This is a genomic window from Sphaerisporangium corydalis (assembly GCF_025506355.1).
GTDB classification, from domain to species: Bacteria; Actinomycetota; Actinomycetes; order Streptosporangiales; family Streptosporangiaceae; genus Sphaerisporangium; species Sphaerisporangium corydalis.
In genome coordinates this window covers 15,283-34,875 of sequence record NZ_JANZYP010000018.1, presented here as the reverse complement: position 1 = coordinate 34,875, position 19,593 = coordinate 15,283, and the positions used below count along the sequence as shown (strand labels likewise).

The window sequence follows — 19,593 nt, the reverse complement described above, 5'->3', positions numbered from 1 at the left end:
GCCGGGGGCTCCGCCGGTCTCGGACGTCCATGCCGGGCAAGCGCCGGAGGCGTGGGGTGGCTGGGTGGGACGGGTACCGCCGTCGCGGCTCAGCCCTCTCGTGCTGCTGATCGACCCGGTGCGCATGCTGCCCTCCCTGCTGCTTCCCCTGGTGGGAGTGCTGTTCGTCGGCGGGTTCTCGCCGTCGTCCTTCGTCTGGGCGGCGCTCGCCATAGTGGGGTCCGTCGGGTACGCCGCCGTGCGGTGGGCCACCTTCACCTACCAGATCGCGGGCGACCGGCTGGAGCTCACCCGGTCACTGGTCAGCCGTTCGGTCAGGACGATCCCCCTCGAACGGATCCGAGGCGTGGACGTCACGACGCCACCGCTCCACCGCCTCTTCGGCCTCGCCGTCGTACGCATCGACACGGGCGCGAGCGGAGGCGACAAGCAGGAGGGGGAGCTGGACGGCGTCACCCTGCCCGAAGCCGGGAGGTTGCGGGAGATCCTGCTGCGGCGCGGCCAGGCCGCCGCACCGGCGGACGCCGCGACCCCGGCGGGGACCTCGTACACGGCCCCCGCCGTCGCCGCCGAGGAACGTGTCTACGTGCGGGTGCCCTGGCAGTGGCTCCTGTACGGGCCGCTGTCCGGGGCGTTCCTGCTCACGCCGTTCGCCCTGGTAGGAGGCGCGATCGGGCTGGCCTTCCAGTGGGGCGGCGAGTTCGGGCTCAGCGAGCGCGCCGCTTTCAGCGTGGGGGAGTGGCTGTGGCACCGGCCCGTCCTGCTGGTCCTCGCGGGGCTCGTGCTCGTGCTGGCCATGCCGGTCGCGGGCGGTGTCATGTACGCCGTCTTCAACTGGGACTTCACCCTCCGCCGTCGCGACTCCTCCCTCGTCGCCGAACGTGGGCTCGTCACACGGCGCAGCGTCTCGCTCGAACACCGCAGGATCCGGGGGTACGAGATCGCCCAGGGCATCCTGGAGCGCGGCGCGAAGGTCGTACGGATCTGGGCGATCGTCACCGGCCTCGGTGACTCGCGGACCAGGGGACAGCTGCTGCCCGTCGTTCCACGGGCCTTCGCCGTGAAGGTGGCGGCCGAGGCGATCGGGCCCTTCGAGGCCCCCCTCAGGCCCCATCCGCCCGTGGCCCGGCAACGGCGGCTCTTCCGTGCCGTCGCCCCGGGGCTCGCCGTGGCCGCGGTGGCCTTCCTGCTCGGGTGGGGCTGGATCGGCCTGCTGGCGCTGTGCGCGGCGGCACTCGGCGTGCCGCTGGGGCTCGACCGGTACCGCTCCCTCGGTCACGCGTACGACGGGGCGCGGCTGTCGGTCCGGTCGGGGTCGCTGCCCCGTTCCCAGGCGGTGGTGGAACGGCGGGCGGTGGTCGGCTGGACCGTCCGCCAGACGTGGTTCCAGCGGCGTTCAGGGGTGCTCACCGTGATCGCGGGCGTCGGCGCAGGGAGCGGGGGCTACGCCGCGATCGACACGGGCGAGGCCCAGGGCGTCCATTTCGCCGCCGAAGTGACCCCCGAATGGATCACCCCTTTCCTCGACCACCCCTGACCACGGCCACATCGCCGCCGTAAATGGCGCCGTTTTCGCCGTACCCACATCCCGCCGTCCGTTTGGTGACCACCGATGGGTGGAGGGGGGAGAGTTGCTGGGTGGTGGTCAGTCCTGGCGGCGGGCGCCGAACATGATCTCGTCCCACGTGGGGACCGAGGCGCGGCGGCCCCGGCCCTTGCGTGCGGGACGAGGGGCCGGCTTGGGTACCGGCGCGGGGACGGGAGGGGCGGGCTCGGCGGCCTTGGGCTCCTTCTCGGGCTGCTCCTGGTCCGCCTTCGCCGGCTCGGCGGCCGAGGCGGCGGGGCGTCCCGCCTTCTCGCCGCTCGTACGGGCCGCGGGCACGGCCACCGGGGTCTCGCCGGCGGCCGTTGACGCCTCTTCGGCCTCTTCCGCCCTCTTGGCGGCGGCCGATGCCTTTTTGCCCGAGGACGCGGCGGCCGCCGGACGCGCGGCCGGTGGGGTCGGTACCGGGCGCGCGGACTTCCCGCGCGGGGAATCGGCCCCTCGCGAGGAGTCGGCGGCCGGGGCGCTCTTGGCCGCCGGCGCCTTGGCGGCCGGAGCGGCCTGAGGCGCGGGCGAGGGCGCGGGTCGTACCGGACGGTTCTCCGGCTCGGCCCGCTCGGACGACTCGTCAGGACGCGCGGACGCGGCCTGGTCCGTGTGGGTTTCCGCGGCCTGGTCCGTGCGAACCGAATCGGCCCGATCCGTGCGAACCGAATCGGCCTGGTCCGCATGAGCCGACAAGGCCTGGTCCGTGTGAGCCGACGCGGCCTGGTCCGTGTGAGCGGACGAGGTCTGGTTCGTGTGAGCTGGGACCGCCTGGTCCGTGCGGGTTGAAGTGGCCTGGTCCGGGCGCGTGGATGCGGCCTGGCCGGTGTGAGGGGGAGTGGCCTGGTCCGCCGGGGTGGGTGGGGGACCGTCCGTGCGGGCGGGCGTGGTCTTCGTTGCCTGGGTTGAGGCGGCCCTGTTCGCGGACGCGACCTCGCCCGAGCTGGATCGTGCGGGAGCGTCAGTGGTTGCGTGCGTGGTCGCGCTTGGCCGGGTCGATGTGGCCTGGCCCGTCTGGGCGGCGGCCGTCTTGTCCGCTCGCGCGGATGCGGCGTCGTCCGGATGCACGGAGACGGAGTTCTCGTCCGCGTGGGTGGAGAAGGCGCCCTCGTCCGTAAGAGCGGGTGAGGAGTGCTCGTCCGTGTGGTGCGGCGCCGAGGTGTCGTCGGCGCGGCGCGGCGCGGCGGTGGCCTCTGTGCGGTGCGGCGCGGAGGTGTCGTCCGTGCGGTTCGGTGCGGAGGCGTCGGACGTGCGACCGGGCGCGGAGTCGTCGGCCTTGTGGCCGGAAGTGTGCGTCTGACCGGATGCCGAATCGGCCGCCTGTGCGGAGGCGGCCTCGGTGGTCATGGCCTTCGCCGGTTCGAACGTGGGCCGGAGGCCGCGCTCGGCCGTGCCCCGGCCCGCTGGTGCGCCCGGACGCGGCGACGCGGAGTCCGGGCCGTAGGCGGGCTCGGACGTGCGCGATGACGTCGGGTCCTGCGCGTAGGCGGAGTCGTCGCGGCCGGGTGCCTGGTCCTGGCGGTAGGCGGCGTCGTCGCGGTACTCGGCGTCGGCCGGGCGGTAGCGCGCCTCGTCCTGCCCGTAGCCGGGACGGCCGTCGGAGCGGGACCGGTCGGAGTGGTCGGCCGCCGCCTGGTCCTGGCGGTGGGCGGACCCTCCCGGGCGGGACGGCGCCGAGTCCTGGTGGTGGGACGGCGCCAAGTCCTGGTGGCGGGACGGGGCCGGGTCCTGGCGGGACGGGGTGGAGTCCTGGTGGTACGTGGGTTCCGCCGGGTCCTGGTGGTAGCCGCTGGGTTCGGGTGTGCGTGAGGGCCGGGGGTCGTGGAGGTAGGCCGAGTCGGAGATGCGTGAGTTGTCCTGCCGGTAGGCGGCGGGCTCGGACGTACGCGGCCGGCTGGAGTCCCGGTAGGGGATGGGCTGGGGCGGGCGGGAGGCGGGCGGGTCCTGGCCGTAGGCGGCAGGCTCGGAGGCGCGTCCCTGCTCCTGCCGATAGGCGCCGGAATCGGACGCGGAGTCCTGCCGATAGGCGCCGGAGTCGGACGCGGGGTCCTGTCGATAGGTGCCGGAGTCGGACGCGCGCGACGCGGAGGGGTCCTGCCGGGTGGGCTCCTGCCGGGACGGGATGAAGTCCTGGCGGGGGGTGGAGAAGTCCTGGCGGGAAGGGGTGAAGTCCTGGCGGTACTCGGACGTGCGGGACGGCGCCTGGTCCTGGCGGAAGCCGGGCTCGCCGGCGTCGTGGCGGGACGAGGACTCGTTGGGCATCGCCGGGACGGGGATGAGCTTGGCGGCGAGGCGCGGCACGAACGGGGTCACCGTGGCGTCCTCGGAGGGTTCCACGTATTCGGTCGCGGAGAGCCGCATCGCCTCGTCGTCGTAGGGCGTGACGTGGCGGCGCCGGGGGTCGAACAGCCATTCGGCGTTGCGCGTGTGACCGTTCCACACGAAGCCCAGCTTGATGCGCCAGAGGCCGTCGTCACGCTTGCAGGAGTCCCAGTCGATCTCGTCGCCGGGGACGCCGCGCCTGCTCAGCCGGTCGGTCACCAGCTCGCCGAGGGTCGGCCCCGGAGTGGACTCGCCGGGCACGCGCACGGCGACCCGCTGCGCCTGCTGGGCGGTGTACTCGCGTTCTTGCAGGACGGGTCCCTCGAACCAGCGGACACGCTCCACAGGGATACCCGCGGTGGCGGCGATCTCCTCCGCGGTTTCCCCCGCACGAATGCGGGCCTGGATCTCCTTGGGGCGCAACGGACTCTCCACTTCGATCTCGTACTGGCCGAGACGGGAGAAGTTGCCGCGGACCGCCGCCCGGAGCCGTTCGTCGACGGGAAGCGTGAACCGTGTACCCCGGCCGGCCGTAGCCAGCACAAGGTATGTTCCGTCCTCGCTCACCGCGACGAGTCGGAGCTCCTGCATGCGAGTCCCTTCGTCGTCGTGCTCAATCTTCCCCCGGACCCTTGAGTCTCTCGCGTGAGCCGGTTGCCTGCCAGCACCGTACCCGGCATGTCCGAACATCGCCTTCCGCAGAGGATCGGGAGGCGATGAGAGGCGGTTATATATGTGGCTTTCACCCTATCTACCGCCTGCTCGATATGCAGCAAACGGGTTAGGCGTCCTGCACGGATTCTCGCCAATCGCGCCCGCCGCCGCCTTCGACTTCGGGGAAGAAGCCGGAGAAACGCTGCTGACCTGCGATTTTGTCCGCTCTTGTCCTCGTTGTACGGACGCGTCCGCCAAAGGTGATCGAAAAGGTATGGAGCGCCCTCCTGGGACGCAGGGCCGGCGGCCACCAAAGACGATCTTCACGTCTCCGTCCGCGGGCGTCTAGGCGGATGAAACCGAAAAAGATGTTCATGTCACCCCATCCCGGATAGGAGGGAGGCGGCGGCGTCCCGATCCGCCTGCCACAGCGGTGGTACGGAGAGGGCGGGACGCCTTGAACGTGCCGTACCACCGCGACTGCGAGAAGGGACTGATCTCAGGAAATGGGCGGCAAGGAAGGCTTGGACCTCAGCGTTCCGCAGATCGCGGGCAGCGCGCTGGCGGCGGTCACCGCGGCCGTGGCGGCGTCGTTCCTCGGTGTCACCGGCACGGTCGTGGGGGCCGCCGTCGCGAGCGCCGCCACCACGGTCGGCAACGCGGTCTACACGCACTACATCAAGCGCACCCACGTCAGGCTGAAAGAGGCGCACGGGCTGATCCTCGGCGAGCAGGAGCAGCGGGCCCTGGACGAGGAGGCGCAGGAGGCGGTCGTCGCGCGCCCGGGTGAGGACGGGCTGGCGACGGCCGCCCACGCCACGGTCCGTGACCACGGCCCGCCGGACCTGCCGCCGCCCACCGGGGACACCGCCCCGCAGGACCTCGGCACGGCCGAGACGCCGCTGCTGAGCAGGGTGGCCGTGGCGCCGCTGTGGGTGCGCCTGGTCGTCGCCGCGGTCGTGACCTTCGCGCTGAGCATGGGCGGGATCCTGGCGTTCGAGCTGTTCAGCGGCAGGCCGCTGGCCGCGACCGTGCACGGCCAGGGCGGATCGGGGACGAGCTGGGGCGGGCAGGTGGAGGAGAAGACCGAGTCGCCGGCCCCGACGCCGTCGAGCTCGGAGGGCAAGGCATCCCCCGGCGCCTCCACGAAGGCCTCGCCCGGAACCTCGGAGGAGCCCCAGGCGCCGGCCGAGACCGGGCAGCCGCCCGCCCCCTCGTCCGAGCCGTCGACCGAGAGCACGGGCGACACCACCGTGCCGCCGAGCGGTGACCCGGGCACCCAGGGCGACGCGACCGGTCAGCCCAGCACGACGTCCAGGTAGTCGTTGGTGAACAGGCGCCGCGGGTCCAGCCGGTCGCGCAGCGCCACGAAGTCCCCGAACCGGGGGTAGACGCCCGACAGGTACGCCGCGTCGCGCGTGTGCAGCTTCCCCCAGTGCGGGCGTCCGGACAGGCGGGTCATGATCTCCTCGACCCCCTCGAAGTAGTCCGGGTTCGGGGTGGGCCGGTACATGTGGCAGGCGATGTAGGCGGAGTCCCTGCCGTAGGCCGTGGACAGCCACGCGTCGCTCGGCGGGGTGACCCGCACCTCGATCGGGAAGGTGATCCGCCAGTCCCGCAGATCGACGAGGTCGCGCGTCTCGCGCAGCGCCTGGCCCAGGCGCTCGCGCGGGACGGCGTACTCCATCTCCAGGAAACGCACGTTGCGCACGCTGGTGAAGACCTTGTACGCCTTGTCCGAGTACGTGGACGAGCTGAGCGCGCTCGCGGAGATCCCGTTCAGGGTGGGGATGGCGGAGGGGAAGGCCCTGCCGGTCGCGCACAGGGCGCCGAACAGGGTGTTCTCCATGAAGACGTTGTCGAGCCAGTGGCGGAAGGCGCCCGGCGGCTCGGCCGGCCCGGCCGCCCGGTTGTTCCGCTTGGTCAGGCAGGTGTCGGTGTGCGGGAGCCAGAAGAAGTCCAGATGCTCGTTCTCCCCGGTCAGCTCGTCCAGGGAGGTGAGGATCTCGCTCAGCGGCATCGGCCGCCTGACGTTGCGCAGCAGGAACGCGGGCTCGACCCGGAAGGTCACGGCGGTGATGATCCCGAGGGCGCCGAGGCCGACCCGGGCGGCGTCGAACAGGTCGCCATCGGACACCGTGGTCACCGTGCCGTCGGCGAGGACCATCTCCAGCTCGGCGACCTGGTCGGCGAGCCCGCCGACCTCGCGCCCGGTGCCGTGGGTGCCGGTCTGGATGGCGCCGGCCGCGGTCTGGTCGGTGATGTCGCCCATGTTGGCGAGCGCCAGCCCGCGCCGGTCCAGCTCCTTGTTCAGCAGGCGCAACGGGGTGCCCGCCGCGACGCGCACCCGTCCCTCGCCGGCGTCCTGGACGCCCACCAGCGCATCCGGGCGCAGCATGATGCCGTCGGTGAGCGCGACCCCGGTGAAGGAGTGCCCGGTCCCGGCCATGCGGACCCGCGTCCCGCGCGCGGCGGCGTCCCGTACGGCCTGGGCCACCTCTCCGGCGGAGGCGGGGGTGCGGACCTCGGCGGGGGTGATGGACTGGTTTCCCGCCCAGTTCCGGAAGACGGCGCTCATGGTGGAGCACGATAATCACGAAGCGGCCGGATGACCAGGTATATGAGCGAAGCTCATGTACGGGGACAAGGGTGAGCGAGGAGCGGGCCGCCGCGAAGGTCACCGCGGCCCGGGTCAAGCGCGGCCGGGTCAGGTCGCCGTCGAGGTGACCTCGGACGAGCCGATCTCGGGCGTCCGCAGCCAGGTGTTGCCGCCGACGCCGATCGCCACCGCCAGCAGCGCCGCCACGAACGAGAACGAATAGGCGTTCGACGCCCCGAACGAGTCGGTCAGCCGCCCGCCCGCCCACGCGCCGATCGCCACGCCGAACCCCACGGCGGTGGAGATCCACGACATGCCCTCGGTCAGCAGGTGCGCCGGGACGAGCCGCTCGATGAGCGCGTACCCCGTGATGATCGTCGGCGAGATCGCCAGCCCGGCGAAGAACAGGGCGACGGCCATGATCTTCGTGTCCGCGATGAGCAGGATCGGGGTCAGCCCGATGGCGAACACCGCGAGGCTGCGGACGAACCGGTGGCGCAGCGAGATCGTCCACGCGTGGAAGCCGTACCAGAGCCCGGACACCATGCTGCCGCCCGCGAAGGACCCGAGCAGCAGGCCCGAGGCGGCCTTCGCGCCGTTGTCCTCGGCGAACGCGACGGTGATCAGGTCGACCGAGCCGAACACCGCGCCCATGGCCAGGAACACGCAGGACAGCAGCGCCACGCCCGGGATGGTGATCGGGCTGCCGGACTGCGCGGGGCCGGGCCGGGACGGCGGCTCGGTCCCGCGCTGCAGCGCGAAGGCCAGGGTCCCGGCGACGGTGCACACGAGCGTGAGGATCAGCCCGGCGTACAGGTTGACCAGGGTGGTCAGCCCGGTCACCAGGGCGGGCCCGGCGACGAAGATCACCTCGTCGGCGACGGACTCGAAGGAGAACGCGGTGTGCAGCCGGGCCGAGCCGCCGAGGATGTGCGACCAGCGGGCCCGGACCATCGACCCGAGGGAGTTGGCCGACCCGCCGACGACCACGCCGGTGACGAAAAGCGTCCAGATCGGCGCCCCGTACGCGGCGCAGAGCATCAGCGTGACCAGCGCGGCACCGTGCAGAAGGACGAAGGGAACCAGTATTCTTGCCTGGCCGAACCTGTCCACCAGCCGCCCGGACAGCGGCGCGGCGATGGCGAAGGCCAGGGCGACCGTCGCCGAGATGGCCCCCGCGGTGGCGTACGAGCCGGTGAGGGCCGAGATGAGCAGGACGATCCCGATCCCCAGCATGGACATCGGCATCCGGCCGATGAATCCGGCGATGACGAAGCCTCTGGTCCCGGGCGCGCTGAAGAGCCCTCGATACGGACCGACCACGATCTCGCCCCTTTCGCGCACCCCCGGGGCGCGTCGAATCATCCTGTGTTTACCCTGTCGCACCATTCGTGGACGCGGCAAGTGATTTTCCGGCAACGTACACGAATCAGGATTTGTAGGTCTAACGTGGGTCAAGTGTCCCATCGTCCTCGGCTGATGCCGGCGCGCGCCCTGGTGGCGGGACTCTCCCTCCTCATCGTGCTCGGCGCGGCGGGCGCCGGGGCCTTCCTGGTCGTCCGGGGCACCGGCGGCGACCGGCCCGCCCCGGCCGGCACCCCCTTGGCGGACGTCACCGGCCTTTCGGCCCCGGTCTCCCCCTTCCCGGCCCTGACGGCACGGCCGTCCCCCTCCACGCCGCCCTCGCCGACGTCCCCCTCCACACCATCCCCGGCCGCCGCCACCCTCACCCCGCCCCGGCTGATCGCGATCGCGCGCAAGACGGTCCGCCAGGCGGCCCTGCGCAGGATCGCCGCCCTGCGGAACGTGACCGGCGTCGCGGTGGCCGACGGGGGAGCGATCCGCTTCTCGGCCGCCACCTTGAACCTGCTCGCCGTCGACGCCGCGGAATACCGCCCGTGGGCCCCCAAGGCCATGGCCGAGCAGCCCGAGGTCTGGGCCGCCCTGGCGCGCGGCGAGTTCATCGCCGAGTCGGGCACCGCCGGCCGCTACCGCCTCCAACTCGGCGGCGAGTACGAGACGGGGGCCGGATCCCGGCTCCGGGTCGCCGCGTCCGCGCCGTTCGGCCTGCCCGGGGTCGACGGGCTGGTCACCAAGGAGGTCGGCCGCACCCTCGGGCTGGTCCCCGGCGTCGCCGTCCTCGTCCACACCCCGGCGGGCAAGGCGGCCTCCGTCGGGCCAGCGATCAAGCGGTTACTCGGCTCGGGCGTCCAGATCGTGGTCATCGGCGCGCACCGCGCGGTGACGCCGCCGCTCGCCCGCCCGACCGTCACCCCGCCGCCCGCCGTCGCCAGGTCCGGCACGTACACGGTCGGGCGGCCCGCCGGCTACCTCGACCTGTACAAACTGTCCGCCCGGATCTGCCCCGGCCTGTCGTGGACGGTGCTCGCCGCGATCGGCCAGGTGGAGAGCGGCCACGGGCGCAACAACGGCCCCTCCTCGGCGGGCGCGCTCGGTCCCATGCAGTTCATGCCCGCGACATGGCGGGCGTACGGGGTGGACGGCGACGGGGACGGCAAGGCCGACATCTGGAGCCCGTACGACGCGGTGCCGGCCGCCGCGCGCTACCTGTGCGCCAACGGCGCCGGGGCCGGTGGGAACAAGCTGCGCTCGGCGGTCTTCCGCTACAACCACTCGTGGGACTACGTGAACAAGGTGCTCGGCATCGCCGGCTCCTACGCACGCGCCTACGCCTGAGGGCCTGCGCCTGAGGAAGGCCTACGACTCGGGGCGCCCCCGGGGCGCCGGGCAGCAGGTGGCCGACGCGCAGGACAGCACGGGCTCCGGCTCCTCCAGCAGCTCGCGGACCATCGACACGAACCGGGGATGGACGCCCGCCGTGGCCGCGCGCGTGAGCGGCATGCCGAGCTCGGCGGCGACCGCCGCGGCCTCGGTGTCCAGGTCGTAGACGACCTCCATGTGGTCGGAGACGAACCCGATGGGCACCAGCACCGCAGCGCGCGTGCCGGAGGCGTGCAGGGCACGCAGGTGGTCGCACACGTCGGGCTCCAGCCACGGCACCTGCGGCGGCCCGCTGCGGCTCTGCCACACCAGGTCCCACGGCCGGTCGCCCGCCACCAGCGCGGCCGTGGCGCGGAGCTGGGCCTCGTAGGCCCCGCCTGACGGCCCGGAGGAGGCGGCCATGGACACCGGGATGCTGTGGGCGGTGAACACCAGCCGGGCGCCGTCGCGGTGCTCCTCGGGCAGCCGGGCGACCGCTTCGCGGGTGTGGTCGGTCATGGCGGCGACGAAACCCGGGTGGTCGAAGAAGTGGCGCAACCGGACGATCTCCGGCGAGCCCGGCACCTCGGCCTGCGCCCGCGCGATGTCGTCGAGGTACTGGCGGCAGCTCGAATAGGAGCTGTTGGCCGCGGTGATGAAGGCCGCCGCCCGCGTCACGCCGTCGGCGGCCATCTTGCGCAGCGTGTCGGTCAGGAAGGGGTGCCAGTTGCGGTTGCCCCAGTAGATCGGAAGGTCCACCTCCGGCCGCAGCGCCGCGATCAGGTCGCGGCACTGCTGGTTGATCGGGCTGACCCCGCCCACGTCCTGGTAGTGGGTCGCGACCTCCAGCAGGCGGTCGCGCGGCACCCCTCTGCCACGGACGACGTTCTCCAGGAACGGCATGACGTCCTCGGGCTTCTCGGGGCCGCCGAACGAGACGATCAGCAACGCGTCGTAACGGGCCATGCGTCCATCCAACCGCATCCGGGGAGGGGTGACGGCTAGGGGCGGGCGAGCCGGTGGGGGTAGGTTCGGCGAGTGAGCCTCTTCAAGGACATCCGTGAATTTGTCGGCGTGCCGCGCCTCGTGTCGCTGCGGCTCTCTCCTGACGGATCAAGGCTGGTCTCCGTCGTGCAGTCGCTCGGCCCCGACGAGAGGTCGTACGGCACCTCGATCTGGGAGGTGCCCACCGGCCCCGATGGCGAGCCGCACCGGCTGACCCGCTCGGCCAAGGGCGAGGCCGGTGCCGAGTTCACCCCGGACGGCGACCTGCTGTTCGTCTCCCGCCGCCCCGACCCCTCGGTGAAGGACCAGCCGGAGGACGAGGTCCCGGCGCTGTGGCTGCTGCCCGCCAGGGGCGGGGAGGCCCGCAGGCTGGCCGACCGGCCCGGCGGCATCGGCGCGCTGAAGGTCGGGGACGGCACGGTGGTCTTCGCCGCCGACGTGCTCGACGGGGACGCGGGCACCGAGGCCGACCGGCGCAAGGCCAGGAAGGACACCGGGACCAGCGCGATCCTCCACGAGGGGTACCCGATCCGTTTCTGGGACCACGATCTCGGCCCCGGCCGGACGCGGCTGTTCGCCGCCTCCCTGCCCGGCGCCGCCGAGCCGCGCGACCTGACCCCCGATCCGGGCGGCGCCCTGGTGGAGGCGGCGTTCGCGGTGAGCCCGGACGGGTCCACGGCCGTCACCACCTGGTGGGTGCCGCTGCCCGGCGGCCAGGCGCGGTGCGACCTGGTGGCGATCGACGTGGCGACGGGCGAGCGGCGCGTGCTCGCCACCGCCGACGGATACGACTTCTCCGAGCCGGTCGCCTACTCGCCCGACGGGCGGTACGTCGCCTGCTGGCGCGAGCGGCACGCCACCGAGGAACGCGCCGTCGAGTTCGCGCTGTGGGTCATCGACCTCACCACCGGCGAGGGCACCGCGCGCACGGCCGAGCTGGCCCCCTCGGCGACCGTGTGGGCGGCCGACTCCGCGTCGCTGTACGTCGTCGCCGACGATCGCGGGCGCCGGCCGATCTTCCGGGTCGGCCTGACCGGCGACCCGGTGCGCCTCACGCCGGGCGACGACGCCTACATCGAGCCCTGCCCCTCGCCCGACGGCCGCTACCTGTACGCGCTGCGCAGCTCGGTCGCGGGCCCGGCGGCCCCGGTGCGCGTGGACCTCGCGAGCGGCGAGGTCGTGGAACTGCCGTCGCCGGCCCCCTCGGTGGAGGTCCCCGGGACGCTCACGGAGGTCTCCGCCGTCGCCGACGACGGCGTGGAGATCAGAGGCTGGCTCGTGCTCCCCGCCGGCGCGTCGGCGGGCAACCCGGCGCCGCTGCTGCTGTGGGTGCACGGCGGGCCCGTCGCGAGCTGGACCGACTGGTCGTGGCGGTGGAACCCATGGATCATGGCCGAGCACGGGTACGCCGTCCTGATGCCGGACCCGTGCCTGTCCACCGGCTACGGCCAGGCGATGATCCAGCGCGGCTGGGGCGACTGGGGCCCGCGTACGCACGCCGACCTGATGGCGATCACCGACGCGTGCGTGGAGCGGGCGGACATCGACGCCGGGCGCACCGGCATGATGGGCGGCTCGTTCGGCGGCTACATGGCCAACTGGATCGCCGGGCACACCGACAGGTTCCGGGCGATCGTCACGCACGCGTCGCTGTGGAACCTCGAACAGTTCGCCGGGACCACCGACTCCTCGCTCTACTGGCAGCGGGAGTTCGGCCCGCACGGGGCCGACCGCTACCGCAAGCTGTCGCCGCACAACTGGCTCGACGAGGTCGGCACGCCGATGCTCGTGATCCACGGCGACAAGGACTACCGCGTGCCGATCGGCGAGGCGCTGCGGCTGTGGTGGGACCTGCGCAGGTCGTCGGTGGAGTCGAAGTTCCTGTACTTCCCCGACGAGAACCACTGGATACTCAAGCCGGGCAACGTGATCGCCTGGTACGAGACCGTCCTGGCCTTCCTGGCCCAGCACGTCCTCGGCGAGGAGTGGAAGCGGCCGGAGTCGATCGCATGACCGACTTCCTGGGCCTCGCGGTCGCCATCGCCCGCGAGGCCGGGGACATGCTGCTCGCCAAGCGCCCGGCCCGCCCGGAGGCGGTGGACACCAAGTCCAGCCGCACCGACGTGGTCACGGCGCTGGACCGGGCGTCGGAGGAGCTGATCAGGGACCGCGTCAGGGCCGCCAGGCCCGGCGACGCGATCCTCGGCGAGGAGGGCGGGCACACCGGCGGGACCGAGACCGAGCAGGGCCGCGTCCGCTGGATCGTCGACCCCATCGACGGGACCGTCAACTTCATGTACGGCCTGCCGGACTGGGCGGTGAGCATCGCGGTCGAGGTCGACGGCGAGGTGGTCGCCGGCGTGGTGAACGTGGTGCCCCGAGGCGAGCTGTTCGCGGCGGCGCGCGGCGCGGGCGCGGAGCTGTTCAGGGACGGGCTGCCGCCCCTGCGGCTGCGGTGCAACACCGGGGTCCCGCTGTCGCAGGCCCTGATCGCCACCGGCTTCGGGTACCAGGCCGGGCGCCGGGCCGTCCAGGCGGAGGTGCTCGCGCACGTCCTGCCGAAGGTCCGCGACATCCGCAGGGGCGGGTCGTGCGCCGCCGACCTGTGCTCGGTCGCGGCCGGGCGGGTGGACGGCTACTACGAGCGCGGTCCCGAGGAGTGGGACTTCTCCGCGGGCGGGCTGATCGCCACCGAGGCCGGTGCGCTGGTCGGCGGCCTGCGCGGCGGGCCGCCCGCCGCCTCGATGACCGTGTGCGCGGCGCCGGGCCTGTTCGAGGACCTGCGCGGCCTGCTGGCCCCCCTGGACCCTGAGCGGGACGCCTAGCGTGCGGCGAAGGGCCCGCCCTGGTGGACAGGGCGGGCCCTTCGTCGTCGGTCAGGGTGGCCGGTTCTCGGCGGTGCCGGTTCTCAGCAGTGCTGGATGGAGACGCCGTTGTCGTCGGCGATCCGGCGTAGGTCCTCTATCTCCGCGGTGAGAGTGTCGGCGAGGAAGTCGTCGCCGCTGGTGCGCGCCTCCTGGAGACCCTTGTAGGCCTGGTCGAGCCGACGTTCGATCGTGGTGGTGAACTCGCCCATCTCACCTTCTTTCTCGAGGGGGCGAAGGAGCAGTCGTGCCACCTACAACCTGGGGAGAGCACAGAGTCTTCCCCGGTCGTGTGAGTGGGTGCTTGCGGGTCTACCCACGCTCGTGTCGCTCTCAAACCAGGAATGCCGGATGTCCCCGGTGTGCTTTACGTCACGGGGCCGCCGCACTGCCGCCGAGTGCTTACCATGCGCTTAAGCCGAATGTGGCAAGAATGAGCCTGCGAGCTGTACTCCCCGGGCCGGCGCGACCGGCGCGGTCCCGGGCGGGGGACAGGGTTCGATCGCGTGTGGACGCGACTACGGGAGGTGCCAGGGCCGTGCGAGTGCTTGTGGTGGAGGACGAGCGGGTCCTCGCGGACGCGATCGCGACAGGGCTGCGCCGCGAGGCGATGGCCGTGGACGTGGCCTACGACGGCGCGGGTGCGCTGGAACGGACCGGGTACATCGACTACGACGTGATCGTGCTGGACCGCGACCTGCCGAAGATCCACGGTGACGAGGTGTGCCGGCGGCTGGTGGCCGGGCGCTCGGCCTCGCGGATCCTGATGCTGACCGCGTTGGGAGAGGTGGACGACAAGGTCGAGGGGCTGGAACTGGGCGCCGACGACTACCTCGCCAAGCCTTTCGCGTTCATGGAGCTGGTGGCGCGGGTACGGGCACTTGGCCGCAGGTCGGCCCCGGCCCTGCCGCCGGTGCTGGAGCGGGCGGGGATCCGCCTCGACCCGGGCAAGCGGCTGGTGACCAGGGACGACGGAGAGATCGCGCTGACCAAGAAGGAGTTCGCGGTCCTTGAGGAGCTGATGCGGGCCGAAGGGGCCGTGGTCAGCCAGGAGGACCTGCTGGACAAGGCGTGGGACGAGAACATCGACCCGTTCACCAACGTGGTGCGGGTGACCATGATGACCCTCCGGAAGAAGCTAGGGGAGCCGGCGGTGATCGAGACCGTGCCGGGAGTGGGATACAAGCTGTGAGTGAGGAACGCGACCGGGCGACCGGGCGGCCGACCTTCTCCTCGCCCCAGCCCATGATCGTTCCACCGCCCACCGGGGACGCCGAGGGCGAGGACGCGCGGGTCGCGGCGGAGGGGCCGCCGCCGGTGATCTCGGTCACTTCAGCGACATCAGCGGCCTCGGTGAGTCCGAAGGCCGCCGCCGGTCCCAAGGGCGCCACGGCCGGTCCGAAGGGCTCCGCCGCGCCGGATCAGTCGTGGAAGAGCGAGCAGCTCACCATCGAGAGCTCCCGCAAGGCGTTCCGCGCCAAGGCGGCGCCACCGCCGCCGGCCGGGCCGCCGGCGTGGGACGGGCCGCCGCCCCTGGCGCCCAACCCCATGGCCCGCCACCTGATCGAGCGGGTCAGGCAGCTTTCCGGGCAGATGAGCATCCGCGTGCGGCTCACGCTGACCTACGGCGCCCTGTTCTTCGCCGCGGGGGCCCTGCTGCTGTTCGTGATCTACTCGTTCGTCGGGAAGGCCATCTGGGACTCCTGGCCCTCCTTCCCGTTCTCGCTGGACGACTACTCGCCGACCCTGGCGGCCGTGCTCCAGGACAAGTGGGCGGGCTTCCGGGCCGACACCATCACCGCCGCCCGCGCCCACCTGCTGACCCGGTCGCTGCTGGCGCTCGGCGGGGTGGGCATCCTGGCCCTGATCTTCGGCTACTTCGTCGCCGACCGGGCGCTGCGCCCGATCCAGAAGATGACCACGACGGCCCGGCGGCTGTCGGAGACCTCCCTGGCCCACGAGCGCATCGACCTGGCCGGCCCCGACGACGAGATCAAGGAGCTGGCCGACACCTTCGACGCCATGCTCACCAGGCTCAACCGGGCCTTCGACGCCCAGCGCAGGTTCGTGGACAACGCCTCCCACGAGCTGCGCACGCCGCTGGCGATCAACCGCACCGTCCTGGAGGTCGCCCTCGGCGACCCCCACGCCTCGGAGGACCTGCGGGTGCTGGGCCGTACGCTGCTCGGCACCAACGCCAGGAATGAGCACCTCATCGAGGGCCTGCTGTTGCTGGCCCGCAGCGAGCGCGAGCTGGCCGTGCGCAAGCCCGTCGATCTTCGGGACGTCGGGCAGACCGTCGTGGAGCAGCACGCGTCGTTCGCCGAGGAGAACAAGGTCGCGGTCCATACGGACCTGCGTCCGGCGCCCACGATGGGCGATCCGGTGCTGGTGGAGCGACTGGTCGCCAACCTGGTGGAGAATGCGATCAAGCACAACCAGGCCGACTCCGGTGAGGTCTGGCTGCGCACGGGAATGGTGGACGGCACTCCCGTTGTTCAGGTGGCCAACACTGGTCCGCATGTGCCCGCCTACGAGGTGGACGATCTGTTCGAGCCGTTCCGGCGGCTCAACTCCGATCGCGTCGAGTCGGCACGGGGAGCGGGGCTCGGGTTGTCCATCGTGCGCGCGGTGGTCCGTGCCCATCAGGGGATCGTGAAGGCGGTCCCACGGGAAGGCGGGGGGCTCGTGATGACGGTGCGACTTCCGGCCGGCTGATACGGCGGGGGGCGTCTCGTTCACGCCAGACATGTGGTTGGATGTGCCGTCGAACACGATGGGTCCTGTGGCCAATGCTTAGGTTTTCGCCATATTTGGCTAACCGGGCGGCGAAGGCGGCATGGCCCTCACGTGTTAGGAGGTTCGTCGACCGTTCCCACGGGGTACCGATTGCAGAATTCCCCGAGAGGAGCGGGCACAAGATGGACCGCCCAGACGTTACAGACGCGCGACGCGTGACGCGCAAGCAATAGATGAGGGGGATGAATACGCAAATGGCCACCGATTACGACAGCCCGCGCAAGACAGACGACGACCTGAGTGAGGACAGCCTCCAGGAGCTCCAGGCACGGCGGACCGACAAGTCCTCCGGGAGCATCGACATCGACGAGACCGATCTCGCCGAGTCTCTCGAGCTGCCCGGTGCGGACCTGTCGAACGAGGAACTCTCGCTCCGAGTGATTCCCAGGCAGGCGGACGAGTTCACGTGCTCGCGCTGCTTCCTGGTGCATCATCGCAGCCAGCTTGCCTCTGACAAGGGCGGGCAGCAGATCTGCCGCGAATGCGCCGCCTGAGACTCTGGGAGGGTCCGTGACACCTGGAACGGATCGATCATCGCAGGACCGGCCCGGGCGGCCTGAGTTGCCCGGGACGGAGAACGAGGCCGACGCCGAGGTCGCCGAGCTCGTCGGGAGGCTTTCCGACACCGGTGACATGGACGGGGCCGAGCGGCGCAGGCTGCTCGGCCGCCTCAGCGTCGCCCTGGTCACCGCCGGCAAACGGGCGCGCGCGTCCGGCGCCGGGCGGGGACGCTGGCTCGCCGACGTCTTCGCGTCCATAGCGCCGCGCCTTCCCATCCGGGATCTCGCGGCGCTCCAGGATCATCATTACGGCCTGACCGGCGACCAGCTCGCCGACGATCTCGTGCGCACCGCCAGCAAGGCGACGATGGCGGTCGGGGCGATCGGCGGGGCGCTGGCGGCCGCGGAGTTCGCCGCGCCGCCGCTGCTGCTGTCGGCGCCTGCCCAGCTCGTCGCCGAGACCCTCGTGGTCGCCGCGATCGAGGTCAAGCTCATCGCCGAGCTGCACGAGGTGTACGGGGTGCAGGTGCCCGGCACGGGGAGCCAGCGGGCCATGGCCTTCACGGTCGCCTGGTCCAGGCAGCGAGGCGTGGACCCCCTGTCGCCCGCCACGGTTCAGCTCGCCCTCGGGGCGGCGGCCAAGGCCGGCTTACGCAAACGCCTGCTGCGCACGCTCGGCCGCCATCTGACCACCCTTGGGCCGTTCCTGACCGGCGCCGTCGCCGGGGGAGCGCTCAACAGGGCCGCGACCAGGCGGCTCGCCCAGACCGTGCGCAACGACCTGCGCCGCCAGCGCGCCCTGCCTCCCGCGAGCTGAGAGCCGGCCCCCACGACCTTCCCGCCCGCCCTGCCCCCGCGAGCCGGCTTCCACGATCTTTCCCGCCGGCACGCCCTGCCTCCCGCGAGCCGGCCGCACGACCTCCCCTCGCCATCGGGACTCGATCTTTATCGCCTGCGCGCGTTAATTGTCCGTCTTGGTGGGCTAACGAGATGCCTAGTCGGAAATGTGCACACTCCGTCATCGGAGGCCCCTTACAGAGAGGCGCATCCGGTTTCGTAAGGTGGTGCTAAACCGATCACGAGGGAGGACATGTGCGCAGCTCATTCCTGATCGTCGCGAACCGGTTGCCTGTGGACAGGACCATCAGCGCGGACGGCACCGCGTCCTGGCGGCGCAGTCCCGGCGGGCTGGTCACGGCGATCGCGCCCGTGATGCAGCGCCGCGACGGCGCGTGGCTGGGCTGGCACGGCGCTCCCGGCGAGGAGCTCAAGCCATTCGAGCACGACGGCATGAACCTCATCCCCGTACCGCTCTCGGCCAGCGAGGTCGAGCTCTACTACGAGGGCTTCTCCAACGCGACGCTGTGGCCGCTGTACCACGACGTGGTCGCCACCCCGATCTACTCCCGGGTCCTGTGGGACGCCTACCGCGCGGTCAACGAGCGGTTCGCCCGCGCCGCGGCCGACATCGCCGCCGAGAACGCCGTCGTCTGGGTGCAGGACTACCAGCTCCAGCTCGTCCCCTCGATGCTCCGCGCGCTGCGCCCCGACCTGAAGATCGGGTTCTTCCTGCACATCCCCTTTCCGCCGGCCGAGCTGTTCTGGCAGCTCCCGTGGCGGCGCGAGATCCTCGAGGGCCTGCTGGGCGCCGACCTCGTCGGCTTCCAGCGGCCCGGCGGGGCCTCCAACTTCATCCGGCTGTGCCGCCGCCAGCTCGGCCTGCAGAACCAGCGCCAGGAGATCTCCTTCGGCGACCGTACGGTCCGCGCGGAGGCGTTCCCCATCTCGGTCGACTTCGGCGAGCTGGACAACCTGGTCCGCGAGCCGCACATCCTGGCCAGGGCCAAGGAGATCCGCGCCGAGCTGGGCGAGCCCGAGCACGTCATGCTCGGGGTGGACCGGCTCGACTACACCAAGGGCATCGGCCAGCGGCTGAAGGCCTTCGGCGAGCTGCTCGCGGACAAGACCATCAGCCCGGGTGAGGCGGTGTTCGTCCAGATCGCGACCCCGAGCAGGGAGCGCGTACAGGAGTACCGCACCCTGCGCGACGAGATCGAGCTGCGGGTCGGCCGGATCAATGGCACCCACGGGGTGCTCGGCGTCCCGCCGGTCAACTACTTCCACCAGTCCTACGACCGCGACGAGCTGGCCGCTCTGTACTGCGCGGCCGACGTGATGGTGGTGACCCCGCTGCGCGACGGCATGAACCTGGTCGCCAAGGAGTACGTCGCCTGCCGGCACGACCTGCGGGGCGCGCTGGTGCTCAGCGAGTTCGCCGGGGCGGCCGACGAGCTGAAGCACGCCTACCTGGTCAACCCCTGGGACGTGGAGGGGCTCAAGCGGCAGATGGTCGCCGCGATGCGCGCCACCCCGCACGAGCTGTCCCGCCGGATGCGCTCCATGCGCCGCCGCGTGGCCACCTACGACGTGGACAGGTGGGCGGGGGAGTTCCTCGCCGCCCTGGAACGCTGACGCCCGGCCCGCCTGGCCCTTTGCGGCTCCCCGCCGGTGCCGGTCACGAAAGTGTGGCCGGCACGGCAC

At 72.1% G+C, this 19,593-nt stretch carries 15 protein-coding genes; 10 read left to right on the top strand and 5 right to left on the bottom strand.

Annotation, left to right across the window (positions count from 1 at the left end; genetic code table 11):
- Nucleotides 1-64: 64 nt before the first annotated feature.
- The gene (locus NYZ98_RS15230; RefSeq protein ID WP_262843423.1) at nucleotides 65-1,537 is read left to right on the top strand and encodes a PH domain-containing protein; all 1,473 of its coding nucleotides are present in this window, start codon (nucleotides 65-67) and stop codon (nucleotides 1,535-1,537) included.
- Nucleotides 1,538-1,645: 108 nt separating this feature from the next.
- Here the strand turns inward: NYZ98_RS15230 and sepH are convergent, their stop codons facing one another.
- Nucleotides 1,646-4,501 (bottom strand): septation protein SepH, encoded by a 2,856-nt coding sequence (gene sepH / locus NYZ98_RS15225; RefSeq protein WP_262843422.1) that lies wholly within the window; start codon nucleotides 4,499-4,501, stop codon nucleotides 1,646-1,648.
- A 587-nt stretch (nucleotides 4,502-5,088) separates the two neighbouring features.
- On the opposite strand from sepH, the gene NYZ98_RS15220 reads away from it, so the two are divergent.
- Nucleotides 5,089-5,886 (top strand): hypothetical protein, encoded by a 798-nt coding sequence (locus tag NYZ98_RS15220; RefSeq protein ID WP_262843421.1) that lies wholly within the window; start codon nucleotides 5,089-5,091, stop codon nucleotides 5,884-5,886.
- Here NYZ98_RS15220 and NYZ98_RS15215 read toward each other — a convergent pair.
- Nucleotides 5,862-7,142, bottom strand: coding sequence for a D-arabinono-1,4-lactone oxidase (locus NYZ98_RS15215; RefSeq protein ID WP_262843420.1), 1,281 nt, complete (start codon nucleotides 7,140-7,142; stop codon nucleotides 5,862-5,864). The two genes, NYZ98_RS15220 and NYZ98_RS15215, sit on opposite strands and share 25 nt — an antisense overlap.
- Nucleotides 7,143-7,271: 129 nt before the next feature.
- Nucleotides 7,272-8,486: an MFS transporter gene (locus NYZ98_RS15210; RefSeq protein WP_262843419.1), complete on the bottom strand. Its 1,215-nt coding sequence runs from the start codon at nucleotides 8,484-8,486 to the stop codon at nucleotides 7,272-7,274.
- Between the two features lie 135 nt (nucleotides 8,487-8,621).
- Here NYZ98_RS15210 and NYZ98_RS15205 point away from each other — a divergent pair, with 135 nt between their 5' ends.
- Nucleotides 8,622-9,860, top strand: coding sequence for a lytic transglycosylase domain-containing protein (locus NYZ98_RS15205; protein ID WP_262843418.1), 1,239 nt, complete (start codon nucleotides 8,622-8,624; stop codon nucleotides 9,858-9,860).
- 21 nt (nucleotides 9,861-9,881) lie between these two features.
- Here NYZ98_RS15205 and NYZ98_RS15200 read toward each other — a convergent pair whose 3' ends face one another.
- Nucleotides 9,882-10,850, bottom strand: coding sequence for a ferrochelatase (locus NYZ98_RS15200; protein WP_262843417.1), 969 nt, complete (start codon nucleotides 10,848-10,850; stop codon nucleotides 9,882-9,884).
- A 72-nt stretch (nucleotides 10,851-10,922) separates the two neighbouring features.
- On the opposite strand from NYZ98_RS15200, the gene NYZ98_RS15195 reads away from it, so the two are divergent.
- A complete protein-coding gene (locus NYZ98_RS15195) occupies nucleotides 10,923-12,902 on the top strand; it encodes a S9 family peptidase (protein WP_262843416.1) in 1,980 nt (659 codons plus the stop codon).
- Nucleotides 12,899-13,714 carry an inositol monophosphatase family protein gene (locus NYZ98_RS15190; RefSeq protein WP_262843415.1) on the top strand — a complete coding sequence of 272 codons (816 nt, stop codon included), beginning with the start codon at nucleotides 12,899-12,901 and terminating at the stop codon, nucleotides 13,712-13,714. The genes NYZ98_RS15195 and NYZ98_RS15190 overlap by 4 nt, the downstream gene beginning before the upstream one ends.
- Before the next feature lie 83 nt (nucleotides 13,715-13,797).
- Here NYZ98_RS15190 and NYZ98_RS15185 read toward each other — a convergent pair whose 3' ends face one another.
- Nucleotides 13,798-13,965, bottom strand: a complete 168-nt coding sequence (locus NYZ98_RS15185) for a hypothetical protein (RefSeq protein WP_262843414.1) — start codon at nucleotides 13,963-13,965, stop codon at nucleotides 13,798-13,800.
- 326 nt (nucleotides 13,966-14,291) lie between these two features.
- On the opposite strand from NYZ98_RS15185, the gene NYZ98_RS15180 reads away from it, so the two are divergent.
- From NYZ98_RS15180 to NYZ98_RS15160, 5 genes are all read left to right on the top strand, one after another.
- Nucleotides 14,292-14,945, top strand: a complete 654-nt coding sequence (locus tag NYZ98_RS15180) for a response regulator transcription factor (protein ID WP_262843413.1) — start codon at nucleotides 14,292-14,294, stop codon at nucleotides 14,943-14,945.
- Entirely contained in the window at nucleotides 14,942-16,471 is a 1,530-nt protein-coding gene (locus NYZ98_RS15175) for a sensor histidine kinase (protein ID WP_262843412.1), read from the top strand. Before NYZ98_RS15180 ends, NYZ98_RS15175 begins: the two co-directional genes overlap by 4 nt.
- A 275-nt stretch (nucleotides 16,472-16,746) precedes the next feature.
- Nucleotides 16,747-17,046, top strand: coding sequence for a DUF4193 domain-containing protein (locus NYZ98_RS15170; protein ID WP_114029376.1), 300 nt, complete (start codon nucleotides 16,747-16,749; stop codon nucleotides 17,044-17,046).
- Nucleotides 17,047-17,062: 16 nt separating this feature from the next.
- The gene (locus tag NYZ98_RS15165; RefSeq protein ID WP_262843411.1) at nucleotides 17,063-17,869 is read left to right on the top strand and encodes a hypothetical protein; all 807 of its coding nucleotides are present in this window, start codon (nucleotides 17,063-17,065) and stop codon (nucleotides 17,867-17,869) included.
- A 275-nt stretch (nucleotides 17,870-18,144) separates the two neighbouring features.
- Nucleotides 18,145-19,524 carry an alpha,alpha-trehalose-phosphate synthase (UDP-forming) gene (locus NYZ98_RS15160; protein ID WP_262843410.1) on the top strand — a complete coding sequence of 460 codons (1,380 nt, stop codon included), beginning with the start codon at nucleotides 18,145-18,147 and terminating at the stop codon, nucleotides 19,522-19,524.
- Nucleotides 19,525-19,593 lie beyond the last annotated feature (69 nt).

Excerpts from the sequence above, each read along its gene's own strand:
- NYZ98_RS15170 (WP_114029376.1), top strand. The coding sequence starts at position 16,747 with ATGGCCACCGATTACGACAGCCCGCGCAAGACAGACGACGACCTGAGT.
- NYZ98_RS15190 (WP_262843415.1), top strand. The coding sequence starts at position 12,899 with ATGACCGACTTCCTGGGCCTCGCGGTCGCCATCGCCCGCGAGGCCGGG.
- sepH (WP_262843422.1), bottom strand. The coding sequence starts at position 4,501 with ATGCAGGAGCTCCGACTCGTCGCGGTGAGCGAGGACGGAACATACCTT.
- NYZ98_RS15200 (WP_262843417.1), bottom strand. The coding sequence starts at position 10,850 with ATGGCCCGTTACGACGCGTTGCTGATCGTCTCGTTCGGCGGCCCCGAG.
- NYZ98_RS15215 (WP_262843420.1), bottom strand. The coding sequence starts at position 7,142 with ATGAGCGCCGTCTTCCGGAACTGGGCGGGAAACCAGTCCATCACCCCC.
- NYZ98_RS15185 (WP_262843414.1), bottom strand. The coding sequence starts at position 13,965 with ATGGGCGAGTTCACCACCACGATCGAACGTCGGCTCGACCAGGCCTAC.